We start from the raw sequence: 18,179 nt of genomic DNA, 5'->3' as shown, positions 1-18,179 counted from the left end.
GGTGTTTCGATGTGCAGAGATTTGGCGGAGGACCATAAACCCCGTGGGACCGAGCCTGCTCGGGAAGGGTTATTACAGATGAAGGAAATTTTGCATGCTGGCAGTGGATGACGCTCAACCCGTAGCAGCGTCGGTGGTTCAGGTAGACGATGCCCGCCAGCGCTTTGCGCAGTGGCGCGAGGGCAAGGCCGGCAAGGTGCTGGCGGTTTCGGTGATTGGCGACAGCTACACCGCCGGGCAGGATTTCTACCTGAACAAACTGGTGCAGCGAGTGGCCGCCGAGGTGGGTTTCGCCGGCCCCGGTTACGTTGGTTTCAACCACGGCGCGGCGCTGGGCGGCACGCATTTCAAATACACCCGCAGCAGCGACAAATACTTCGGCGGCGGCTGGAAGGTTTCCGAGCTGGGCCAGGCCAGCCCGGACAGTCGTACGATCAGCGGCAAACCGGGCGCGTGGTTGCAAGTGGATGCCAGTCCTTCGCCGCGCATCGATACCACGGTCACTCAGGCGAAACTGTTGTATCTGGGCAATGGCGAATCCGATGAGTTGCGCTATCGCTGGTCGCCCGCGCAAGCCTGGCAACCGTTGAAACTCGCAGGCTCAGGCGTTCAGGAAGTCGCGCTACCCAGCGCTCCATCAGCCGCAGACTGGTCATTCAAACTAGAGGTGGTGAAGGGCGCGCCGACACTGTTCGGCCTGTGGCTGGGCAACGCTCAGCAAGGCGTGCGAGTGTCGAAACTGGCGGCTTCCGGCGCGGCATCGGCGGATTTCTATCACGCCGATCGACAGTGGCAGACGCAATGGAAAACCGTGGTGTCGAAGATTCCGGCCGACGTTTACCTGATCATGCTCGGCGGCAACGATCAGGGCTTCGGCGTCAAACCTGCGCAGTACCTGCAAAACGTTCAGGGCCTGGTGAGCATGCTGCGCGAGATCCAGCCAGCGGCGAGCATCAACCTGATCATGCGTCAGGACACCACGCGTTCCAGCGCTTATCCGATGTCGGCCTACGCGCAGGTGCTCGAACCGTGGGCGCGTGAACAGCAGCTCGGTTTCGCCAACCTGCAATGCGCATTCGGCCCCGACGTCAAACGCTACGCCAGCGCGATGATCGGCCCGGACAAGATTCATCCGTTACCGGCCACGGGCGGGAAGGTGATTGCCGATTATTTTTATGGCTGGATAACGGGTACGAGTACCGGTTGCGACGACTCGCCACCATGATCGTTCCCACGCTCCGCGTGGGAATGCCGCCCGGGACGCTCCGCGTCCCTCCGCAGCGTGACGCAGAGCGTCACTGGATGCATTCCCACGCGGAGCGTGGGAACGATCAATGCTGACTGTGCCGCCGCTTCCGCGAGCAGGCTCGCTCCCACAATGGATTGGCGTGAAGTTCGGGTGATCAGACGTCGTGCTTGAAGGCGTCGATGAGCCCCAGCAGTTCGTCAAGCTTGCGCGGCATCAACCGCGCATCACAGCGCGTCTCGACGTTGATGATGATCGCCGGGTCGTTGCAGCAGATGCGCACGCGAAAACGCCAGTCGCTGAAGATCACCTTCAGGCCATCGCGGTCATCCATTTCCAGCGCCTGTTCGCCATACAACGCTTTCAGGTGCGCGAGCAGCGGATAGGGATCGCGCAGCGGCCGGCGAATATCGCCGGACGCAGGGAACACGCCGATCCGCTCCACCAGCAGAATCGTGCCCAGCCAGGTCTCGTTGGCGCTGGGCAGCGGTTGATGGCGCGACAACCAGCTCATCACCCCGAGGTTGCCCACCTCACGTTCAATCTCTGTCGAATGTTGTGCAATGTTCATGGTTGCCTGCCTCTGGTGGTGGGGAGTCGTCTCAGCGGCCCTTGAGGTACACGTTGTCGTAGCAGAAATTCGTCGCTTGCAAGTAACCCTCGGCATCGCCGCAATCAAAGCGCAGGCCTTTGAATTTGTAGGCCAGCACGCAGCCGTTCTGCGCTTGTTTCATCAGTGCGTCGGTGATCTGGATTTCGCCGCCCTTGCCCGGTTCGGTGTCGGCGATCAGGTCGAAGATGTCCGGGGTGAGGATGTAGCGCCCGATGATCGCCAGGTTCGACGGCGCGTCCTGCGGCGCCGGTTTCTCCACCATGTTGTTGACCCGGTAGATGCCCTCGGAAATCAGCTCACCGGCAATCACCCCGTACTTGTGAGTCTGGTCCGCGGGGACTTCCTGGATAGCGACGATCGAGCAGCGAAACTTCTTGTACAGCTGGATCATCTGCGACAGCACACCGTCGCCTTCGAGGTTCAGACACAGGTCGTCGGCCAGCACCACGGCAAACGGCTCATCGCCGATCAACGGGCGGCCACTGAGAATGGCGTGGCCCAGACCTTTCATTTCCACCTGACGGGTGTAGGAAAAAGTGCAGGTGTCGATCAGCTCGCGGGTGCCGGCGAGGAATTTCTCTTTCTCGGTGCCACGGATCTGGTGCTCGAGTTCGTAGCTGATGTCGAAGTGGTCTTCCAGCGCGCGCTTGCCCCGGCCGGTGACGATGGCCATGTGTTGCAGGCCGGCGTCCCGGGCTTCTTCAACGGCGTATTCGATCAACGGCTTGTTGACGATCGGCAGCATCTCTTTCGGCATGGCTTTGGTGGCCGGCAAGAAACGCGTGCCGTAGCCGGCAGCAGGGAACAAACATTTACGAATCATAAAAGTATCCTGGACAGTCATGGAACACAGGCGACGGTTGCGCACCACAAAGTGGCGGCAAGTTTCAATGATTATTGAAGGCTTACTTTAATACCCGAGTCAGGTTGTTGCTGGCAATTAGTTGTGCTGTTAAAAAGCACTAATGTTATGAGATGTCGACTACTTGGTTAGAAGTTATTTTTAGTCGGTATCTGTCGATAGTGATAAGTATCCAGGGAGTGCTAATAAGTACCCGTCAAACAGTTTGACCGGCAAAAATAATTATTGCCAGTGGTTGAACTAAATTTGTTTGAGGTTGTTGTCGCCCTGTTTGTGTGAATTGCTCCGCATCTCCACCAGGCATGGCTTGACACGCTACCGGGTATTTATTCAATGACGGACCGCGCTATGAAGATTCTGGTAACGGGTGGCGCCGGCTATATCGGCTCGCATACCACACTTGCATTGCTTGAAGCAGGTTATGAAGTTGTCGTTCTGGATAATCTTTGTAACAGCAGCGACGCAGCACTCCACGCCGTTGAAGCCATTTGCGGCAAAAGTGCATGGATGATTCGCGGCGACGTCTGCGATCGGCCGTTGCTCGACCGGATTTTCCGCGAGCATCAGATCGACGCCGTGCTGCATTTCGCCGGGCTCAAAGCCGTGGGCGAGAGTGTGCGCAAGCCGCTCGAATACTACGAAACCAACGTCGGCGGCAGCATCACCCTGTGTCAGGCGATGGCAGCGGCGGGGGTGTTCCGGCTGGTGTTCAGTTCCTCGGCGACGGTGTACGGCGAGCCTGAAGAAATGCCGATTCGCGAGGATTTTCCGACGGGCAATCCAACCAATCCCTACGGCCAGTCCAAGCTGATCGTCGAGAACGTGCTGCGCGACCTGAGCCTCGCCGAGCCGCGCTGGAGCATCGCGCTGCTGCGCTACTTCAACCCGATCGGCGCCCACGCCAGCGGGCATATGGGCGAAGACCCCAACGGCATCCCGAACAATCTGGTGCCTTATATCAGCCAGGTTGCGGTCGGCAGCCTGCGCGAGTTGTCGATCTTCGGTAACGATTACCCGACCGCCGATGGCACCGGCGTGCGCGATTACATCCATGTCGTTGACCTGGCGGATGGGCATTTGAAAGCGTTGGAGTCGATCAGCGAATGCACCGGCATCCACACCTGGAACCTCGGCACCGGCGATGGCTACAGCGTGCTGCAAGTGCTGCATGCCTTCGAACAGGTGTGCGGGCGGCCGGTGCCGTACCGGATGATGCCGCGCCGTGCCGGTGATATCGCCGAAAGTTTCGCCGATGCTTCGAAAGCGGCGAAAGAACTCGGCTGGAAAGCCACGCGCAACTTGCAGGACATGGTCGCCGATACTTGGCGCTGGCAATCGAATCATCCCAATGGTTATTCGCGATGATGGCCATTTAGTCCGATGTTAGTTTCAGTCAGGTTGTTAGATAACGTCGGGAAATTACACTGGCAATGCCATTTGCAAATCCGTAGATATAAACCTGCCGTTCGACTTTAGCAGTTGCGTAGCGCTGTGAAAGAACAACGGATCTTGTTCGCGCTCTTTGCGGACTTGAAAGCTACCAGCTCTGACACAGACCTGTTTTTTAACAGTTCGAATGTTAGAAAGGAGTTGTTATGAAAAAAGTGATGGCAGTTGCCCTGTTGACGATGTTGAGCAACTGGGCTGCCGCCGCTGAAGCGCCGTTGACAGCGGTAACCAATGTAGGTGGCAGTGTGGCGGCTTCGCAAGCGCCCGCGGCCAGTACTGCAATGGTTGCCAGTGCTGTAGCGGCGTCCAACAGCGGTGGCAGTGCCAACGGTGGTACCACCGGTACGACGGGTACCACCGGTACAACCGGCACGCATAACTAACAGGAACATTTGTTAGTGCAGTACAGAGTCGCCCGACGCAAGTCGGGTGACTTTGTTTTTGGATTCGCCCTTGAATAGCGTAGTGCCATTATGACTCGTAGTGTTTATCTTTTAATGTTGGCAAGTCTCGCTTTGCAAGGTTGCATGTTTTCCCCCGGCCAGTACCTGAGCACCAGCGATATCACCCGCCAGGGTGCCAGCGAAAGCAGTCGGGTCGAGCTGATCCCGATCACCCCGAAGCTGATCGCCATGAACCGCGCCACGCAGAAGCGTGAGTCGCTGCCGGCGGAGCTGCTGGTGACGCCGGCGGAATATCGCATCGGCAACAACGACGTGCTGTACATCACCGTCTGGGATCACCCGGAGCTGACTGCCCCCTCCGGCGCGCAACAACAGATCGATGCCAATGGCCGTCTGGTGCGCTCCGATGGCACGCTGTATTACCCGTTCATCAAGGAAGTCCAGGCCGCCGGCCGGACTATCCAGCAACTGCGCGCGGACATCGAACAGCGCTTATCGGCATTCATCGCCGAGCCGCAGGTCGATGTCGCGGTGCTGCGCTTCGCCAGCCAGAAAGTTGTGGTCACCGGCGCCGTTACGAAAGCCGGTCCGCAAGCGATTTCGACCAATCCGCTGAGCGTGGTCGAAGCCCTCGGTTCCGCTGGCATCGACACCAACAATGCTGACTTGTCCGGGCTGTTGCTGACGCGCAACGGGCGGGTCTATCCGCTCAATCTCGATTCGCTCAATCAGCAGGATTCCGAACTGCAGAACGTCTACCTCAAGGGCGGCGATCAGCTGTATCTGCCGTACAACGACAACAAGCGCATCTACGTCATGGGCGAGGTCAACCAGCCGCGCGCGCTGAGCTTCAAGACCGCGACCATGAATCTGTCCGACGTACTCGGTTCGGTCGGTGGCCTGAGTCAGACCAGTTCCAACGGCAACGCGGTGTACGTGATTCGCGGCGTGGAAAACCTCGACGTCGAGCCAGCCAAGATTTATCAGCTCGAAGCCGAATCGCCGACCGCCATGGCGCTGGCCTCGCACTTCCAGGTGCGGCCGCAGGATGTCGTCTACGTCGGCCCGGCCAACGTTACTCGCTGGAACCGTTTCATCAGCCAGTTGGTGCCGTCGGCGTCGATTGTCGGCACCGGAGCTTCGGCAGCGAAGAACTGGAGCGAATACAGCAACAACAGCAAATAAGGCCGCCCGACTGTGAACCTATTGAAAGTGGGCGTCTGCCTGATGGCGGCCTCGTTGCTGTGCGGCTGCAATCCGCTAATGAGTGCTTCGCTGAACAACCTCAAGGCCGCCGTCGTCGGCCCCGACGAGGTTGACGTTTCGGCGGCCGAAGTCGCCGGGGTCAATTACCCGCAACTCAAACTGACCACGCCGTCCGGCTCAGGCGTGCTGGCGCTGGTGCGCGAGCGCGAAGATCTGCAGTTCTGGGTAGCCTCCGGCAAGCAGGTCTTGCTACTGCGCGATGGCATCGCCGTGCGCAGCATCGGCCTCGGCCTGCAAGGTGATCTGGATGGCACGCGGCTGGCCGATGATTCGCCGTTCAAGCAAGGCCTGCATCACGTCGCCGACGGTTTCACCACACGGCGCTGGATTGATCTGTACAAGGGCCAGGAAGTCGGCGTGATCGTCAACAGCCGCTTTTCGCGCCGTTCCACCGAGACCCTGGAGATTCTCGACAAGGCTTACTCGGTGCTGCGCGTCGATGAACAGATCGACGCCCCAGCCATCGGCCTCAGCGCAACCAATCGTTACTGGGTCGACCCGCGGGACGGTTTCATTCTGCAGAGCGAGCAACAACTGACCTCGCAATTGCGCGTCAAGCTGGTGCAATTGACTCCTGACCGCAGGCATCTGCCGTGAAGCGCCTGGGCCTTATCGCGGCGGGTCTTTTGCTGATCTCTGGGGCGTGTCAGGCCGCCGTCACCGTGTCCGGCGACGTCGCCAATCCCGGTCCGATCGCATTGCCGCCGGGCGGGCGCCTGCTCGATGTGATCAGCGAAGCCGTGCCGAATGCCGAAGGCTACTGGCTGGCAGGCGGCTTGTTGCGCCAGTCGCTGGTCGCGGAACAGACGCGGCTCAAGGTCGGCGTGCTGTTCGATCTCGAGGTGCTGCAACGCATGGCGACGCTGTTTGATCGGCCTAGTCGCGCGGCACTGGCACAGCGCGTTGCTGAAGAAGTCCGACAAATGCCAGTGACCGGACGGCAGATCGCTGACCTCGATCCGGTAGCGGTGGAAGTCGGCTTCGCGCGCAACATTCGTCTGGATGACGGCGATCGGCTGATCTATCCGAAACGGGTTGATGAAGTGCAGGTGTTGGGCGCAGTCACCGAGCCGTGCCACTTGCCGTACCAGCCATTGCAGGAGGCCCGCGAATACCTCGAAGGCTGCTCGATTCTCGACGATGCCGAGGCCGATTACCTGTGGTTGATCCAGCCCAACGGCGTGTCGCGGCGCGTCGGCATCGCGCACTGGAATCGCGAGTCCGGGCAGTTTCCGGTGGCCGGCAGCCGGATTCTGGTGCCGATAAAAAATGATGATCTTGATCCGCCTCTTCCTGAATTGAATCAGCAGTTGGCCGAATTCATTGCCACGCAGCTGGCCGAGGTGGTTCGTTGAAGTTACGTTTTGCAGCTGTGTTGTTGTTGCCCTGCGGCCTGGCTCACGCCGAGCCGCGCATCACCCAGAATGACTTCGGTGGCGCCGGTCTTTTGCAGACGCCGACGGCACGGATGGCCCCGGCCGGCGAGCTGAGCGTCAACGCCAACCGCACCGACCCGTACAGCCGCTACAGCGTGTCGTTGCAACCGCTGGACTGGCTCGAAGGTTCGTTCCGCTACACCGCGATCACCAACCGGCCGTACGGCTCGGAGGCCCTCAGCGGCAGTCAAAGCTACAAGGACAAGGCGGTCGACGCCAAAGTGCGCCTGTGGCAGGAAAGCCATTGGGCGCCGGAAGTGGCGCTGGGCTTCCGAGATATCGGTGGTACCGGTTTGTTCTCCAGCGAATTCTTCGTCGCCAACAAGCGCTTCGACAATTTCGATTTCAGTGCCGGCATCGCCTGGGGTTACATCGGTAATCGCGGCGACTTCGACAACCCTCTGGGGTATGCCAGCAGCCGCTTCGATACCCGACCGGCACTGGAAGGCACCGGTGACGTCAACTCCGGCGCGTACTTTCGCGGCAAACCTTCGCTGTTCGGCGGCGTGAGCTACCAGACGCCGTGGGATCGGCTGAGTCTGAAGCTTGAATTCGAAGGCAACGACTACAAGAACGAGCCGAAGGACAACGAGATCAAACAGGACTCGCCGATCAACCTCGGCGCGGTATTCAAGGTGACCGATTCGATCGACCTGAGCGCCGCGTGGGAACGCGGCAATACGGCGATGTTCGGCGTGACCTTTCACACCAATTTCGTCAGCCGCAAGGCGCCGGCCAAGACCTACGATCCGACCCCCGAACCGCTGCCGGCGAAGGCGCCGACGACCTCGATGGAACAGGTCAACTGGGCCGATGTGTCGCGGCGTTTGCAGCAGAATGCCGGGTACAAGGTCGAGCGCATCAGCCAGCGCGATTCCGAACTGATCGTCTATGGCGAGCAGCAGCGTTATTTCCATTCGTCCAAAGCCGTTGGCCGCGCGAGCCGGATTCTCGACAACAGCGTCAACGACGACATCGACTGGTTCACCGTGGTCAACAAGCGTTATGACTTGCCGCTGGAAGAAACCAGCCTGCCGCGCCAGACCTTCCGCGAAGTGATCAACAACGAAGAACCCTTGGAGGCGCTGCACCGCACCACCGAAATCAACCCGGCTATGCCGCACAACGAGAAAACCCTCTACAGCGAAGCGCCGCAGCATTTCAGTTACGGCGTAGGATTGGGCTTCAAGCAGAACGTCGGCGGCCCGGATGGTTTGCTCTATCAGTTCAGTGCTGACGCCGACGCGGAATACCGCTTCAACCGCAACACCTGGTGGAGCGGTTTGCTCAGCGCCAACCTGGTCAACAACTTCGACAAATTCGTCTACGACGCGCCAAGCGGATTGCCCCGCGTGCGCACGGATTTGCGCCAGTACCTGACGACGTCAAACACGACCATGCCGTTGTTCCAGCTCAGCCATGCCGAGCAGTTGGACAAGGATCTGTACGGCATGGTGTACGGCGGCTATCTGGAATCGATGTTTGCCGGCGTCGGCGCGGAAGTGTTGTTCCGCCCGACCGGCGAGCGCTGGTCGCTGGGCGCGGATCTGAACTGGGTGCGCCAGCGTGATTTCGATCAGGGCTTTGCCTTGCGCGATTACTCGGTAGTGACCGGGCATATCACCGGCTATACCGACCTGCCGTTCGACACGCTGGCGGCGGTCAGTGTCGGTCGCTATCTGGCCGGAGACTGGGGCACCACCGTGGACATCTCGCGCGAGTTTTTCAACGGTGTGCGCGTCGGTGCCTGGGCGACTATCACCACGGCCAGCAGCGCGGAATATGGCGAAGGTAGTTTCGACAAGGGCCTGTACCTGTCGATCCCGTTCGACGAAATGATGAGCATGTCGACCATGCGCCGTGCCAACCTGGTCTGGGCACCACTGACCCGAGATGGCGGCGCCAGACTGAGCCGCAGCTATCAACTGCACTCGATGACCGATAGCCGGGAAGGGGACATGTTCTATCGCAATTTCGAAAAGATTACCGAGTAAGCGCTGGTCTCCCGAGCCGAAACAAATCCTGTGTAGGCGTGAGCCTGCGTCACGCCACACATCCCGGCCATAACCCAACCCCTGTGGGAGCGGGCTTGCCCGCGAAGGCGCCGGCACATCCAACATCTTCATCGCCTGACTCAGCGCTTTCGTGAGCAAGCCCACTCCCACAGTAAATCGGCACCACGCCAAACATTCCGGCCATAACCCGAATCCCTGTGGGAGCGAGCCTGCTCGCGAAGGCGCCAGCACCTCCAGCATCGCCATCGCCTGACTCAGCGCTTTCGTGAGCAAGCCCACTCCCACAGTAAATCGGCACCACGCCAAACATTCCGGCCATAACCCGAATCCCTGTGGGAGCGAGCCTGCTCGCGAAGGCGCCAGCACCTCCAGCATCGCCATCGCCTGACTCAGCGCTTTCGTCAGCAAGCCCACTCCCACAGTAAATCGGCACCACGCCAAACATTCCGGCCATAACCCGAATCCCTGTGGGAGCGAGCCTGCTCGCGAAGGCGCCAGCACCTCCAGCATCGCCATCGCCTGACTCAGCGCTTTCGTGAGCAGGCTCACTCCCACAGTAAATCGGCACCACGCCACACATCCCGGCCATAACCCGAATCCCTGTGGGAGCGGGCTTGCCCGCGAAGGCGCCGGCACATCCAACATATTCATCGCCTGACCTACCGCTTTCGTGAGCAAGCCCACTCCCACCGGGGGTTGTGTTACACCACAATTTTCGACCCAAACCCTAATTCCCGTTGGAGCGAGCCTGCTCGCGAATGGTCCGGCACATCCAACATCTCCAGTGCCTGACACAACGCTTTCGCGAGCAGGCTCGCTCCCACAGGGGTTGTGTTACAGCACAGTTTTCGACCCTAACCCTGATCCCTGTGGGAGCGAGCCTGCTCGCGAAGGCGCCGACACATCCAACATCTCATCGCCTGACACACCGCTTTCGGGAGCAGGCTCGCTCCCACGGGGGCGCACCTGTAGTCGATACTGATTACCCAAATCCCACCCACAAAAAAGGGGACTCTCGTCCCCTTGTGATCTGAAGCGCTGAACCTCAGTAGATATCCTTCGACAACAACGTAAACGGCGTCTTCACCAGGATCTTCAGATCCAGCCACAACGACCAGCTGTTGATGTACTGCAGGTCAATCTCGACACGCTTCTGCATCTTGTCGATGGTATCGGTCTCACCGCGGCAGCCGCTGATCTGTGCCAGGCCAGTGATGCCCGGTTTGATTCGGTGACGCGCCATGTAAGCGAGGATCTTGCCCGAGTAGTAATTGTTGTGCGCCACCGCATGCGGCCGTGGCCCCACCAGCGCCATGTGCCCCTGCAATACGTTGAACAACTGCGGCAGTTCGTCCAGCGAAGTACGGCGGATAAAACGACCTACTGCGGTGATACGCGAGTCATTGCGGCTGGCCTGTTTCACCTCGCGGTCATCGTGGACACGCATCGAACGGAATTTCCAGACCTTGATCACCTTGCCGTTCCAGCCATGGCGGTCCTGCTTGAAAAACACCGGGCCGGGCGAGTTGAGTTTTACCGCCAGAGCGATGATCAACAGCAGCGGACTGAGGGCGATGATCGCCAGGAATGCCACGGTTTTCTCAACCAGACTCTTGCTCAGGGCAGCGGTCGGGCGGCTGGTCAGCGGGCTTTCGTTCAAGTAGATCGCCGGCAGACCATCCACGACTTTCACCGAATGGTTGAGCAGGGTCAGGCTGTTCAAGTCCGGCACCCACACCACATCGACGTTGGCACCGAGCAAATCGACATACATCGCTTCGATTTTCGCGGCTTCGCACAGCGGCAGGGTGATGTACAAGCGGCGGATGTCGTGGGCTTCGATCAGCTCAAGCAACTCGTCCTGAGCGCCAACGACACGCGGTGCGTCGGAAGCGAGGACCGGTTTGTCACCGTTGCTGACCAGGCCAATCAGCGGCAGGTTTTCCAGTTGGCTGAGTTTCTTCGCCAGGCCCAACGCCAGTTCGCCAGTGCCGACAATCAGCGTCCGGTGTTCGCTTTTACGCGAGCGCTGGTAGTACTTGGAAAACGCGTGCAACGGCGCGTAGAGGAATGCCTGACCGAGGAAGCCGTATACCGCCCAACTCAAGATCACCTGACGGGAAAACAGCTCATCGGCCTGACAGACAAACGCAATGCACGCCAGCGCGGCCATGGTCATCGACCAGCCCATGAACAGGCGGCCGAGGCCAGTCAGGTAGTTGTCGCGTTTGCGATAAACACCCGTGAATGTGTAAGCGGGCACCGAGGCCAGGACGGCGAGGGTGGCGCACATTCGGTAGTAGAACGCGACGGTGCCGGTGTGCTGTTCAGCAAGAATGAACAGCAGCGTCACAACGAAAGTCTGTGCCAGCGCCCATTGGCCCCAAAAGGTCAGTCCCTTGAGGCCCGTGCTTCGATTAATACTGAGAGAAAGATCCATACGATATCCCCAAAAGACGTCCATTCAGGTTTCAACAGTTGAAAGCCGAGTTGTTATGCAGACTTATTGTTTTTGTTTTAGCGAGTGTCTTGAGGTAACAACATCGAGAGCCGAACTGTCGTCAGCCAATAGACTAAGTTATTGCCGGAAATGGTGTCTGACGAGTTCTAACAAGATGGCACAGTGCCAACTTTTTAATAATTAAATAGATAGCTGTTAGAAAAGGTCGTAGAGAGGGGGATGAAAAAGCGAGGGCGTATTTGTTACTGTTGAAGGGTGGAGGCAGGGAGTTTTTATCGAATCAGGGAGGGTAAACCAAACAGAGTGCTCTTCTTGTTGTTGTAGTCGCACTTTATATCTGTTTGTCTCGGTTTGTGTGTCGCTTGTGATTAAGCGACGACTTCCTGGATCAGGCAATATCCGCGATTTCTTACGGCTCGGAACAATCGCTCGCCATTACTCGCACTCTTGAACTTGTCCTGCAATCGGCTCAGGCACATTTCCAGGCCACGGTATTGCTCGGGTTCCCGACCAATGCTGATGATCAGGTCATCGCGACTGACCACACGCTCATCATGGCTCAGCATTTTTCTGACCAGAGCGGTTTCCAGACCAGTCAGGCTGATCGCAACATTGTCCTTGAGCAGCACGCCTTGTTCATCGTCAAGATGCCAGGTGTCGCTGCAAGGCTCAGTGCTCTCGGTGACATTGGAGATATGAGCGCGTTCTGCACTGCGGGTCGGGAAGCTTTGAAACGGATTGTCTGTTTGCGCGGCTCGCCATTCATTTTCAAGAGTGGCCAGTATGCGTTGGGTATCATGTTCGATACTGCGCGCAACATTCTTTCGGCTGAGGCTTGGGTAACTGAACTCCATGACCATCGGGGCGGAAGAGGGCGAAGCAACACCTTCAACAAACATTTGTGCCTGCGACGTGCCAAACGAATTGAAACGCTCACTGGACAAGATGCTTTCCAGTTCACGTTGCGACGTTGTGCTGTGCGTCACAACAACAAAATATTTTCTGGGGAGGGTTGTACTCGTTTCCATGTCTCTCTCCTAAATACACACCAAAATTGGCTAAAAGATAAATCGGCAGGCGAGCAATGACTTCCTCGGAAGTAATCGTAGGCAGGGTTCTGGCCGAAAATGGCCATCGATAAATTCCACTCGATCTGCTGCTATGTTATGGAGTTTTATTGTTATGTGGCGTGATGCCGTGCTCATTCAAGTGCTTGAGTTTTAATAAGTATGAGGCGCTATTCAAACGATATGGCTGCATCAGACGATCCTTCGTACGTATGCAAAAGGGAAGACTGCCCGAGACTCAGGCAGTCGATATCAGGCCCCGCATCAGGCGATAGCCGTAGCCGCGGATGCTCTGAATCGCGTTTGTACCATACATGTCCTTGATTTTTCCACGCAAGCGACTGATTGATTTTTCCAGTGCCCGAGGGTCGTAGAAATTGGCGTTGAGGCCCATGATGCCGGCGATTTCATCATGACTCAAAATGTGATTGCCTGTGTGCGCAAAGGCCTCGAGGATCTTCATTTCGGCGAAAGAGATATCCAGTTTGCGCCGACTGTCCATCAGGCAGATCCGCGTCGGATCAAGCGTGAGGTTGATATCTCGTTGCCAGTCTTCGCTGTTGAAGAATTCCGCCAGCAAGTCTTCGCTGTCATCGCTCAATGTGTTGAGCTTGATACAGGCATCCGCCCCGGCGAGGAAATATTTGATCTTGTTGACGGCACCGCGGCCGGTAACGACAGCGCAAATAAGTGGCTTCAAGTTGTCATCGCGCAGGGTCTGCACCAGGGCCAGATTTTCTTCGATAGCTTGTGGATTATCGATGATGACGAAAATGGCGCGGTAGGAACCTATGTAGCCGCGCTGTTTATATGAACTAGTGAAAGCACCTGTTTCCAGGGTCATATCGGGCTGCACGTGCTTTGCGATCAGCGATCTGAAATGATCAGCCACACCCATTGTACGACCCAGAGCAAGAACACCGGATTCATCATTTGTCGGGCGCGGACTTCTAGTCGCCAAGTTCCCTGAGAGCATCATGCGTTGACTCGAATTAGGTGCTGACATCGGGATGTTAAAGCACCGGTTCTCATCTGTGACTGACAATTGGTAACATTTGCGCGGATTTTAGACGTGTCTCCCGAGTTTTCTAACAATAACTAAGCTTTTCAGGCTTTTAGTTGATTTTCTCGGGCTTGTGAACTAATGCGTAAGTGATGGCTATATGCAATGGTGCCACTATTTTGAGCTTGTGGCGATGGCTTTGTCTGTGTCCTTTTGCCACTGATTGGCCATGTCAACAATGTGTGAGGTTGATCACACTTCATATCTGAACTGAAATATTTGTTGTAATAGATGTAAATTTTTTCCGTTTAGTTCGTCGGCCGACGATTACTAACAGCCCTTGAGTCTAACTCTGCATAAACCCTATTCTTCCGGATCGGCGAATCGCTGTATGCATACTTCAGATACTCAACCCCTGAGTGTTATTGAACCGGTCGCTCACCCTGAGTGCTCTGACGGAGGATTAATGGATTTCTGGACCGTTTTCCAGGTGTTGATATTAGGCGCGGTAGAAGGCTTGACCGAGTTCTTGCCCATTTCAAGTACCGGCCACCAGATTATTGTCGCCGACCTGCTCGAGTTTGGCGGCGAACGCGCGATGGCGTTCAACATCATTATTCAACTGGGGGCCATTCTTGCTGTGGTCTGGGAATTTCGTCCGAAGATCTTCGAAATCGTCAAAGGCCTGCCCACCGAGCGCAACGCGCAACGTTTCACCCTTAATCTGCTGATCGCGTTTTTCCCGGCCGTTATCCTCGGCGTGTTATTCGCCGACGCGATTCATGAATACCTGTTCAACCCGATCACCGTTGCGGTGGCCCTGGTTGTCGGCGGCATCGTCATGTTGTGGGCCGAACAGCGCAGCCATGTAGTCAGCGTCGAACATGTCGACGACATGCGCTGGTCTCACGCGTTGAAGGTCGGTTTCGTACAATGCCTGGCGATGATTCCCGGCACCTCGCGTTCCGGCTCGACCATCATCGGCGGTCTGCTCTTTGGCCTTTCGCGCAAAGCCGCCACCGAGTTCTCGTTTTTCCTCGCCATGCCGACCATGGTCGGCGCCGCCGTTTATTCCGGCTACAAATACCGCGACCTGTTCCAACCCAACGACCTGCCAGTCTTCGCCCTCGGCTTCGTCACCGCATTCATCTTCGCCATGATCGCCGTGCGTGGTCTGCTGAAATTTATCGCCAACCACAGCTATGCCGCGTTCGCGTGGTACCGGATCGGTTTTGGTTTGTTGATTCTGGCGACGTGGGTGTTTGGCTGGGTGAACTGGACGGCGGCTGCGGCCGCTTGAGGCGTCAAGCCAGGCGAATCAAACCGCCTGGCTGAATGAGGGGAGGGCATCAACGCCCTTCAAGCAGTTCCGCCGCCTGATCCAGCAACGCCAGCGGATCTTTGGCCTTGTGAATATCCACCGACAACAACTGACGGAATTTCCGCGCGCCCGGGAACCCCGTGCCCAGGCCCAGCACATGCCGCGTGATGTGATGCATCGCACCACCGGCCAGCAAATGCTCGGCTATATAAGGACGCAACTGCGCCAACGCCTCAGCCCGACTGATCACCGGCGCCGAACTGCCAAACAACTGCTGATCCACCTCGGCCAGCAAATACGGATTGTGATAAGCCTCACGCCCCAACATCACGCCATCGAACGTCTGCAGATGCTCATGGCAGGCCTCCATGGTCTTGATCCCGCCGTTCAGCACAATCTCCAGCTCCGGAAAATCCGCCTTCAACTGCGCCGCGACGTCATAGCGCAACGGCGGAATGTCGCGATTCTCCTTCGGCGACAACCCCTCGAGAATTGCAATCCGCGCATGCACGGTAAAACTCGTGCAGCCGGCATCCCGCACCGTACCGACGAAATCGCACAGCTCGGCATAACTGTCGCGCCCGTTGATGCCGATCCGATGCTTCACCGTTACCGGAATCGACACCGCATCACGCATCGCCTTCACACAATCAGCCACCAACTGCGGATGCCCCATCAGGCACGCACCGATCATGTTGTTCTGGACACGATCGCTTGGGCAGCCGACGTTGAGGTTCACCTCGTCGTAGCCGTGCTCCTGAGCCATGCGCGCGCAGGCGGCGAGATCGAGCGGAACACTACCGCCGAGCTGCAACGCCAGCGGGTGCTCGGCTTCGTTGTGACGCAGGAAACGTTCGTGATCACCGTTGAGCAACGCGCCAGTGGTGACCATTTCGGTGTAGAGCAGGGCGTGCTTGGACAGGAGGCGCAGGAAGTACCGGCAATGGCGGTCCGTCCAATCCATCATGGGCGCGACGGAAAAACGGCGGGAGAGTGGGGCGGGGTGTAGGGACATGTGAGGAATCTGGATCAAGAAGGCGAAGGCGCAAGAGTTTATCAGGATTACGGAACGGCAAAGATCCGTACAGCGGCGTTATGTGCTCAGGCCGGACGCGAACGCTCCGGCTGATTGGCGGATCTTGTTTAACGCTGCACCGACGCCTATGCCCGTTGGACAACTGGACTGAGTAATGGCAATTCAGTAGCATCCGTTTTTTTTCAGGATCAGTCCGTCATGGAAGCCACCTCGCCAAAGCGCCCACTGCAAGCGTTCGTCATGTCCTGTCTGGTGGCCGGCTGGGGGCTGGTCTACGTCGGTCAGGTCAAATGGGCGGTGCGCATTGCCGCTCTGCTTTATATCGGCGTTGTCCTGATGGGGGTTTGCGGATTAACGGCTACTCCGATAGGGCTATATGCTGGCGTCGTGTTCGCCGTACTAGTGAAACTGGGTTCTGCGACTGTGGCGGCGATGCTGGCGCGCAGAAACGACACTTCGGTGACTAGCCCTGGCATTCGATTCCATGTGCTTTATGTGGCAACTCTTATCGTGATCACGCTGGTATTGCTGGGGCCGTTGAGAACTGCAACGTTGGGATTCAAAACTTACTTCATTCCCTCCGGCTCGATGGTTCCGACTCTGTCTATCGGCGATTACATCGTCACAAACCTGCGCATCGGCTCGCCGCAGGTGGGAGATATCGTGGTCTATCGCTACAACGGTACCGAAGCGGTCAAACGCGTTGCGGCTGTGGGGGGCGATACCTTGTCGATAGTCGACGGGGAGGTCATTCTCAATGGTAAAAACCTTGGACTGTTCTTTGCTCCGCGAGAGCGGGTGAAGAACCGTCGTTATATGCAAACTGCGCCAACGCTGGTCGAAAAGAATCATGTCTATCTGCTCGGCGATAACCGCGATAGCAGCAATGACAGTCGATTCATGGGGCAGGTGAAAGTTGATGACATCACCGGCATAGTCACCGGGATTTGGTGGTCAGAAGACCGGTCAAGGATCGGTACGGTTTTCCCTTGAGGGGGCTCTTGCAGGCACTTGCTTCTCCGGCGATTGCGCATCGCCGGAAAGCCATAACACCAACACACTGAAGTACGGCGGCAACAGCATCGGCAGCAGCCTCAATCATCAAAGCTCCGGCGTACTGCACGACGAAAACCATTACTGCCCCGGCACCGCAATCCACTCGCTCAACGTCTGCTGATACTTGCCAGTGACCTTGCTCAAATGCAGCCACTGATCGACATACAGTTTCCAACTCATGTCATCACGCGGCAGCAGGTAAGCCTTCTCGCCGTATTGCATGTACTTATGCGGATTCACAGCGCACAACCCCGGTTTGAGTTTCTGCTGATACAGCGCTTCCGAGGCGTCGGTGATCATCACGTCGGCTTTGTTGTCGAGCAGTTGCTGGAAGATCGTCACGTTGTCGTGCAGGGCCAGTTGCGCTTTGGGCAGGAAGGCGTGGACGAAGGCTTCGTTGGTGCCGCCGGCCGGTTCCACCAGGCGCACGTTGGGCTGGTTGATCTGGTCGATGGTCTGGTATTTCGACTGGTCGGCGCAGCGCACCAGCGGGATTTTGCCGTCGGTGTCGAGGGTGTTGCTGAAGTAGGCCTTTTTCTGCCGTTCGAGGGTGACCGAGATGCCGCCCATGCCGATGTCGCATTTGCCGGCCTGCATGTCGGGCATCAAGGTTTTCCAAGTGGTCTGCACCCATTGCACCTTGACGCCGAGGCTGTCGGCCAGTGAGCGGGCCATGCTGATGTCGATGCCTTCGAAGTCGCCGTCGCTGCGCTTGAAGGTGTAGGGCTTGTAGTCGCCGGTGGTGCAGACGCGTAACTGGCCTTGTTGCTGGATGCTGTCGAGGTGGGTGGTCGGCTCGGCGGCCTGAACGGTGAAAGGCAACGCGAGCAATGCACCGAGCAGGATTGTGGTTTTTGTCGTTGGCATCTGTCGGACTTTTCTCTGGGGTGGACGGAAAGGACGTGCTTGAAGTTAACCACGTTCTCACCGTTGATCCAGTCCGA

The 18,179-nt window shown here is 57.7% G+C and carries 16 protein-coding genes; 9 read left to right on the top strand and 7 right to left on the bottom strand.

What is annotated here, in order from left to right:
- The first annotated feature begins 94 nt into the window (after window positions 1-94).
- Window positions 95-1,225 carry an SGNH/GDSL hydrolase family protein gene (locus ACZZZ4_RS26630; protein WP_463549210.1) on the top strand — a complete coding sequence of 377 codons (1,131 nt, stop codon included), beginning with the start codon at window positions 95-97 and terminating at the stop codon, window positions 1,223-1,225.
- 178 nt (window positions 1,226-1,403) lie between these two features.
- Here the strand turns inward: ACZZZ4_RS26630 and ACZZZ4_RS26625 are convergent, their stop codons facing one another.
- Together ACZZZ4_RS26625 and galU are read right to left on the bottom strand one after the other, a co-directional pair.
- Window positions 1,404-1,817, bottom strand: coding sequence for a mannose-1-phosphate guanylyltransferase (locus ACZZZ4_RS26625; RefSeq protein ID WP_463549209.1), 414 nt, complete (start codon window positions 1,815-1,817; stop codon window positions 1,404-1,406).
- Between the two features lie 31 nt (window positions 1,818-1,848).
- Window positions 1,849-2,682 (bottom strand): UTP--glucose-1-phosphate uridylyltransferase GalU, encoded by an 834-nt coding sequence (gene galU / locus ACZZZ4_RS26620; RefSeq protein ID WP_024013613.1) that lies wholly within the window; start codon window positions 2,680-2,682, stop codon window positions 1,849-1,851.
- A 387-nt stretch (window positions 2,683-3,069) separates the two neighbouring features.
- Between galU and galE the strand changes: the two genes are divergently transcribed.
- The 6 genes from galE (at window position 3,070) to ACZZZ4_RS26590 (ending at window position 9,270) form a co-directional block, all read left to right on the top strand.
- Window positions 3,070-4,086 carry a UDP-glucose 4-epimerase GalE gene (gene galE / locus ACZZZ4_RS26615; RefSeq protein ID WP_463549208.1) on the top strand — a complete coding sequence of 339 codons (1,017 nt, stop codon included), beginning with the start codon at window positions 3,070-3,072 and terminating at the stop codon, window positions 4,084-4,086.
- A 230-nt stretch (window positions 4,087-4,316) separates the two neighbouring features.
- Window positions 4,317-4,553, top strand: a complete 237-nt coding sequence (locus ACZZZ4_RS26610; protein WP_016775457.1) for a hypothetical protein — start codon at window positions 4,317-4,319, stop codon at window positions 4,551-4,553.
- Between the two features lie 90 nt (window positions 4,554-4,643).
- Complete coding sequence (locus ACZZZ4_RS26605; RefSeq protein ID WP_172667912.1) at window positions 4,644-5,759, top strand: polysaccharide biosynthesis/export family protein; 1,116 nt, start codon at window positions 4,644-4,646, stop codon at window positions 5,757-5,759.
- Window positions 5,760-5,771: 12 nt separating this feature from the next.
- On the top strand, window positions 5,772-6,437 hold the full coding sequence (locus ACZZZ4_RS26600; RefSeq protein ID WP_463549207.1) for a YjbF family lipoprotein: 666 nt from the start codon (window positions 5,772-5,774) through the stop codon (window positions 6,435-6,437).
- Complete coding sequence (locus ACZZZ4_RS26595; RefSeq protein WP_129999665.1) at window positions 6,434-7,195, top strand: capsule biosynthesis GfcC family protein; 762 nt, start codon at window positions 6,434-6,436, stop codon at window positions 7,193-7,195. Before ACZZZ4_RS26600 ends, ACZZZ4_RS26595 begins: the two co-directional genes overlap by 4 nt.
- Entirely contained in the window at window positions 7,192-9,270 is a 2,079-nt protein-coding gene (locus ACZZZ4_RS26590; protein WP_039760701.1) for a YjbH domain-containing protein, read from the top strand. Before ACZZZ4_RS26595 ends, ACZZZ4_RS26590 begins: the two co-directional genes overlap by 4 nt.
- Window positions 9,271-10,336: 1,066 nt before the next feature.
- On the opposite strand, the gene ACZZZ4_RS26585 is transcribed toward ACZZZ4_RS26590, so the two are convergent.
- From ACZZZ4_RS26585 to ACZZZ4_RS26575, 3 genes are all read right to left on the bottom strand, one after another.
- Window positions 10,337-11,731, bottom strand: coding sequence for an undecaprenyl-phosphate glucose phosphotransferase (locus ACZZZ4_RS26585; protein WP_463538502.1), 1,395 nt, complete (start codon window positions 11,729-11,731; stop codon window positions 10,337-10,339).
- Between the two features lie 389 nt (window positions 11,732-12,120).
- On the bottom strand, window positions 12,121-12,780 hold the full coding sequence (locus ACZZZ4_RS26580; protein ID WP_039760697.1) for a winged helix-turn-helix domain-containing protein: 660 nt from the start codon (window positions 12,778-12,780) through the stop codon (window positions 12,121-12,123).
- 277 nt (window positions 12,781-13,057) lie between these two features.
- A complete protein-coding gene (locus tag ACZZZ4_RS26575; RefSeq protein ID WP_463549206.1) occupies window positions 13,058-13,798 on the bottom strand; it encodes a winged helix-turn-helix domain-containing protein in 741 nt (246 codons plus the stop codon).
- A 490-nt stretch (window positions 13,799-14,288) separates the two neighbouring features.
- Between ACZZZ4_RS26575 and ACZZZ4_RS26570 the strand changes: the two genes are divergently transcribed.
- Window positions 14,289-15,122 carry an undecaprenyl-diphosphate phosphatase gene (locus ACZZZ4_RS26570; protein WP_463549205.1) on the top strand — a complete coding sequence of 278 codons (834 nt, stop codon included), beginning with the start codon at window positions 14,289-14,291 and terminating at the stop codon, window positions 15,120-15,122.
- A 49-nt stretch (window positions 15,123-15,171) separates the two neighbouring features.
- Here the strand turns inward: ACZZZ4_RS26570 and dusA are convergent, their stop codons facing one another.
- On the bottom strand, window positions 15,172-16,158 hold the full coding sequence (dusA, locus tag ACZZZ4_RS26565; protein WP_463549204.1) for a tRNA dihydrouridine(20/20a) synthase DusA: 987 nt from the start codon (window positions 16,156-16,158) through the stop codon (window positions 15,172-15,174).
- 219 nt (window positions 16,159-16,377) lie between these two features.
- On the opposite strand from dusA, the gene lepB reads away from it, so the two are divergent.
- Complete coding sequence (lepB, locus tag ACZZZ4_RS26560; protein ID WP_463549203.1) at window positions 16,378-17,172, top strand: signal peptidase I; 795 nt, start codon at window positions 16,378-16,380, stop codon at window positions 17,170-17,172.
- 141 nt (window positions 17,173-17,313) lie between these two features.
- Here lepB and ACZZZ4_RS26555 read toward each other — a convergent pair whose 3' ends face one another.
- The gene (locus tag ACZZZ4_RS26555; RefSeq protein ID WP_463549202.1) at window positions 17,314-18,102 is read right to left on the bottom strand and encodes a transporter substrate-binding domain-containing protein; all 789 of its coding nucleotides are present in this window, start codon (window positions 18,100-18,102) and stop codon (window positions 17,314-17,316) included.
- Between the last annotated feature and the right edge of the window lie 77 nt (window positions 18,103-18,179).

This window comes from Pseudomonas sp. AC252 (assembly GCF_979258105.1).
The sequence above is the reverse complement of the archived record's forward strand: the minus strand, read 5'-3'. Positions and strand labels throughout refer to the sequence as shown.

Excerpts from the sequence above, each read along its gene's own strand:
- ACZZZ4_RS26630 (WP_463549210.1), top strand. The coding sequence starts at position 95 with ATGCTGGCAGTGGATGACGCTCAACCCGTAGCAGCGTCGGTGGTTCAG.
- ACZZZ4_RS26625 (WP_463549209.1), bottom strand. The coding sequence starts at position 1,817 with ATGAACATTGCACAACATTCGACAGAGATTGAACGTGAGGTGGGCAAC.
- galU (WP_024013613.1), bottom strand. The coding sequence starts at position 2,682 with ATGATTCGTAAATGTTTGTTCCCTGCTGCCGGCTACGGCACGCGTTTC.
- galE (WP_463549208.1), top strand. The coding sequence starts at position 3,070 with ATGAAGATTCTGGTAACGGGTGGCGCCGGCTATATCGGCTCGCATACC.
- ACZZZ4_RS26610 (WP_016775457.1), top strand. The coding sequence starts at position 4,317 with ATGAAAAAAGTGATGGCAGTTGCCCTGTTGACGATGTTGAGCAACTGG.
- ACZZZ4_RS26605 (WP_172667912.1), top strand. The coding sequence starts at position 4,644 with ATGACTCGTAGTGTTTATCTTTTAATGTTGGCAAGTCTCGCTTTGCAA.
- ACZZZ4_RS26585 (WP_463538502.1), bottom strand. The coding sequence starts at position 11,731 with ATGGATCTTTCTCTCAGTATTAATCGAAGCACGGGCCTCAAGGGACTG.
- ACZZZ4_RS26580 (WP_039760697.1), bottom strand. The coding sequence starts at position 12,780 with ATGGAAACGAGTACAACCCTCCCCAGAAAATATTTTGTTGTTGTGACG.
- ACZZZ4_RS26575 (WP_463549206.1), bottom strand. The coding sequence starts at position 13,798 with ATGATGCTCTCAGGGAACTTGGCGACTAGAAGTCCGCGCCCGACAAAT.
- ACZZZ4_RS26570 (WP_463549205.1), top strand. The coding sequence starts at position 14,289 with ATGGATTTCTGGACCGTTTTCCAGGTGTTGATATTAGGCGCGGTAGAA.
- dusA (WP_463549204.1), bottom strand. The coding sequence starts at position 16,158 with ATGTCCCTACACCCCGCCCCACTCTCCCGCCGTTTTTCCGTCGCGCCC.
- lepB (WP_463549203.1), top strand. The coding sequence starts at position 16,378 with ATGGAAGCCACCTCGCCAAAGCGCCCACTGCAAGCGTTCGTCATGTCC.
- ACZZZ4_RS26555 (WP_463549202.1), bottom strand. The coding sequence starts at position 18,102 with ATGCCAACGACAAAAACCACAATCCTGCTCGGTGCATTGCTCGCGTTG.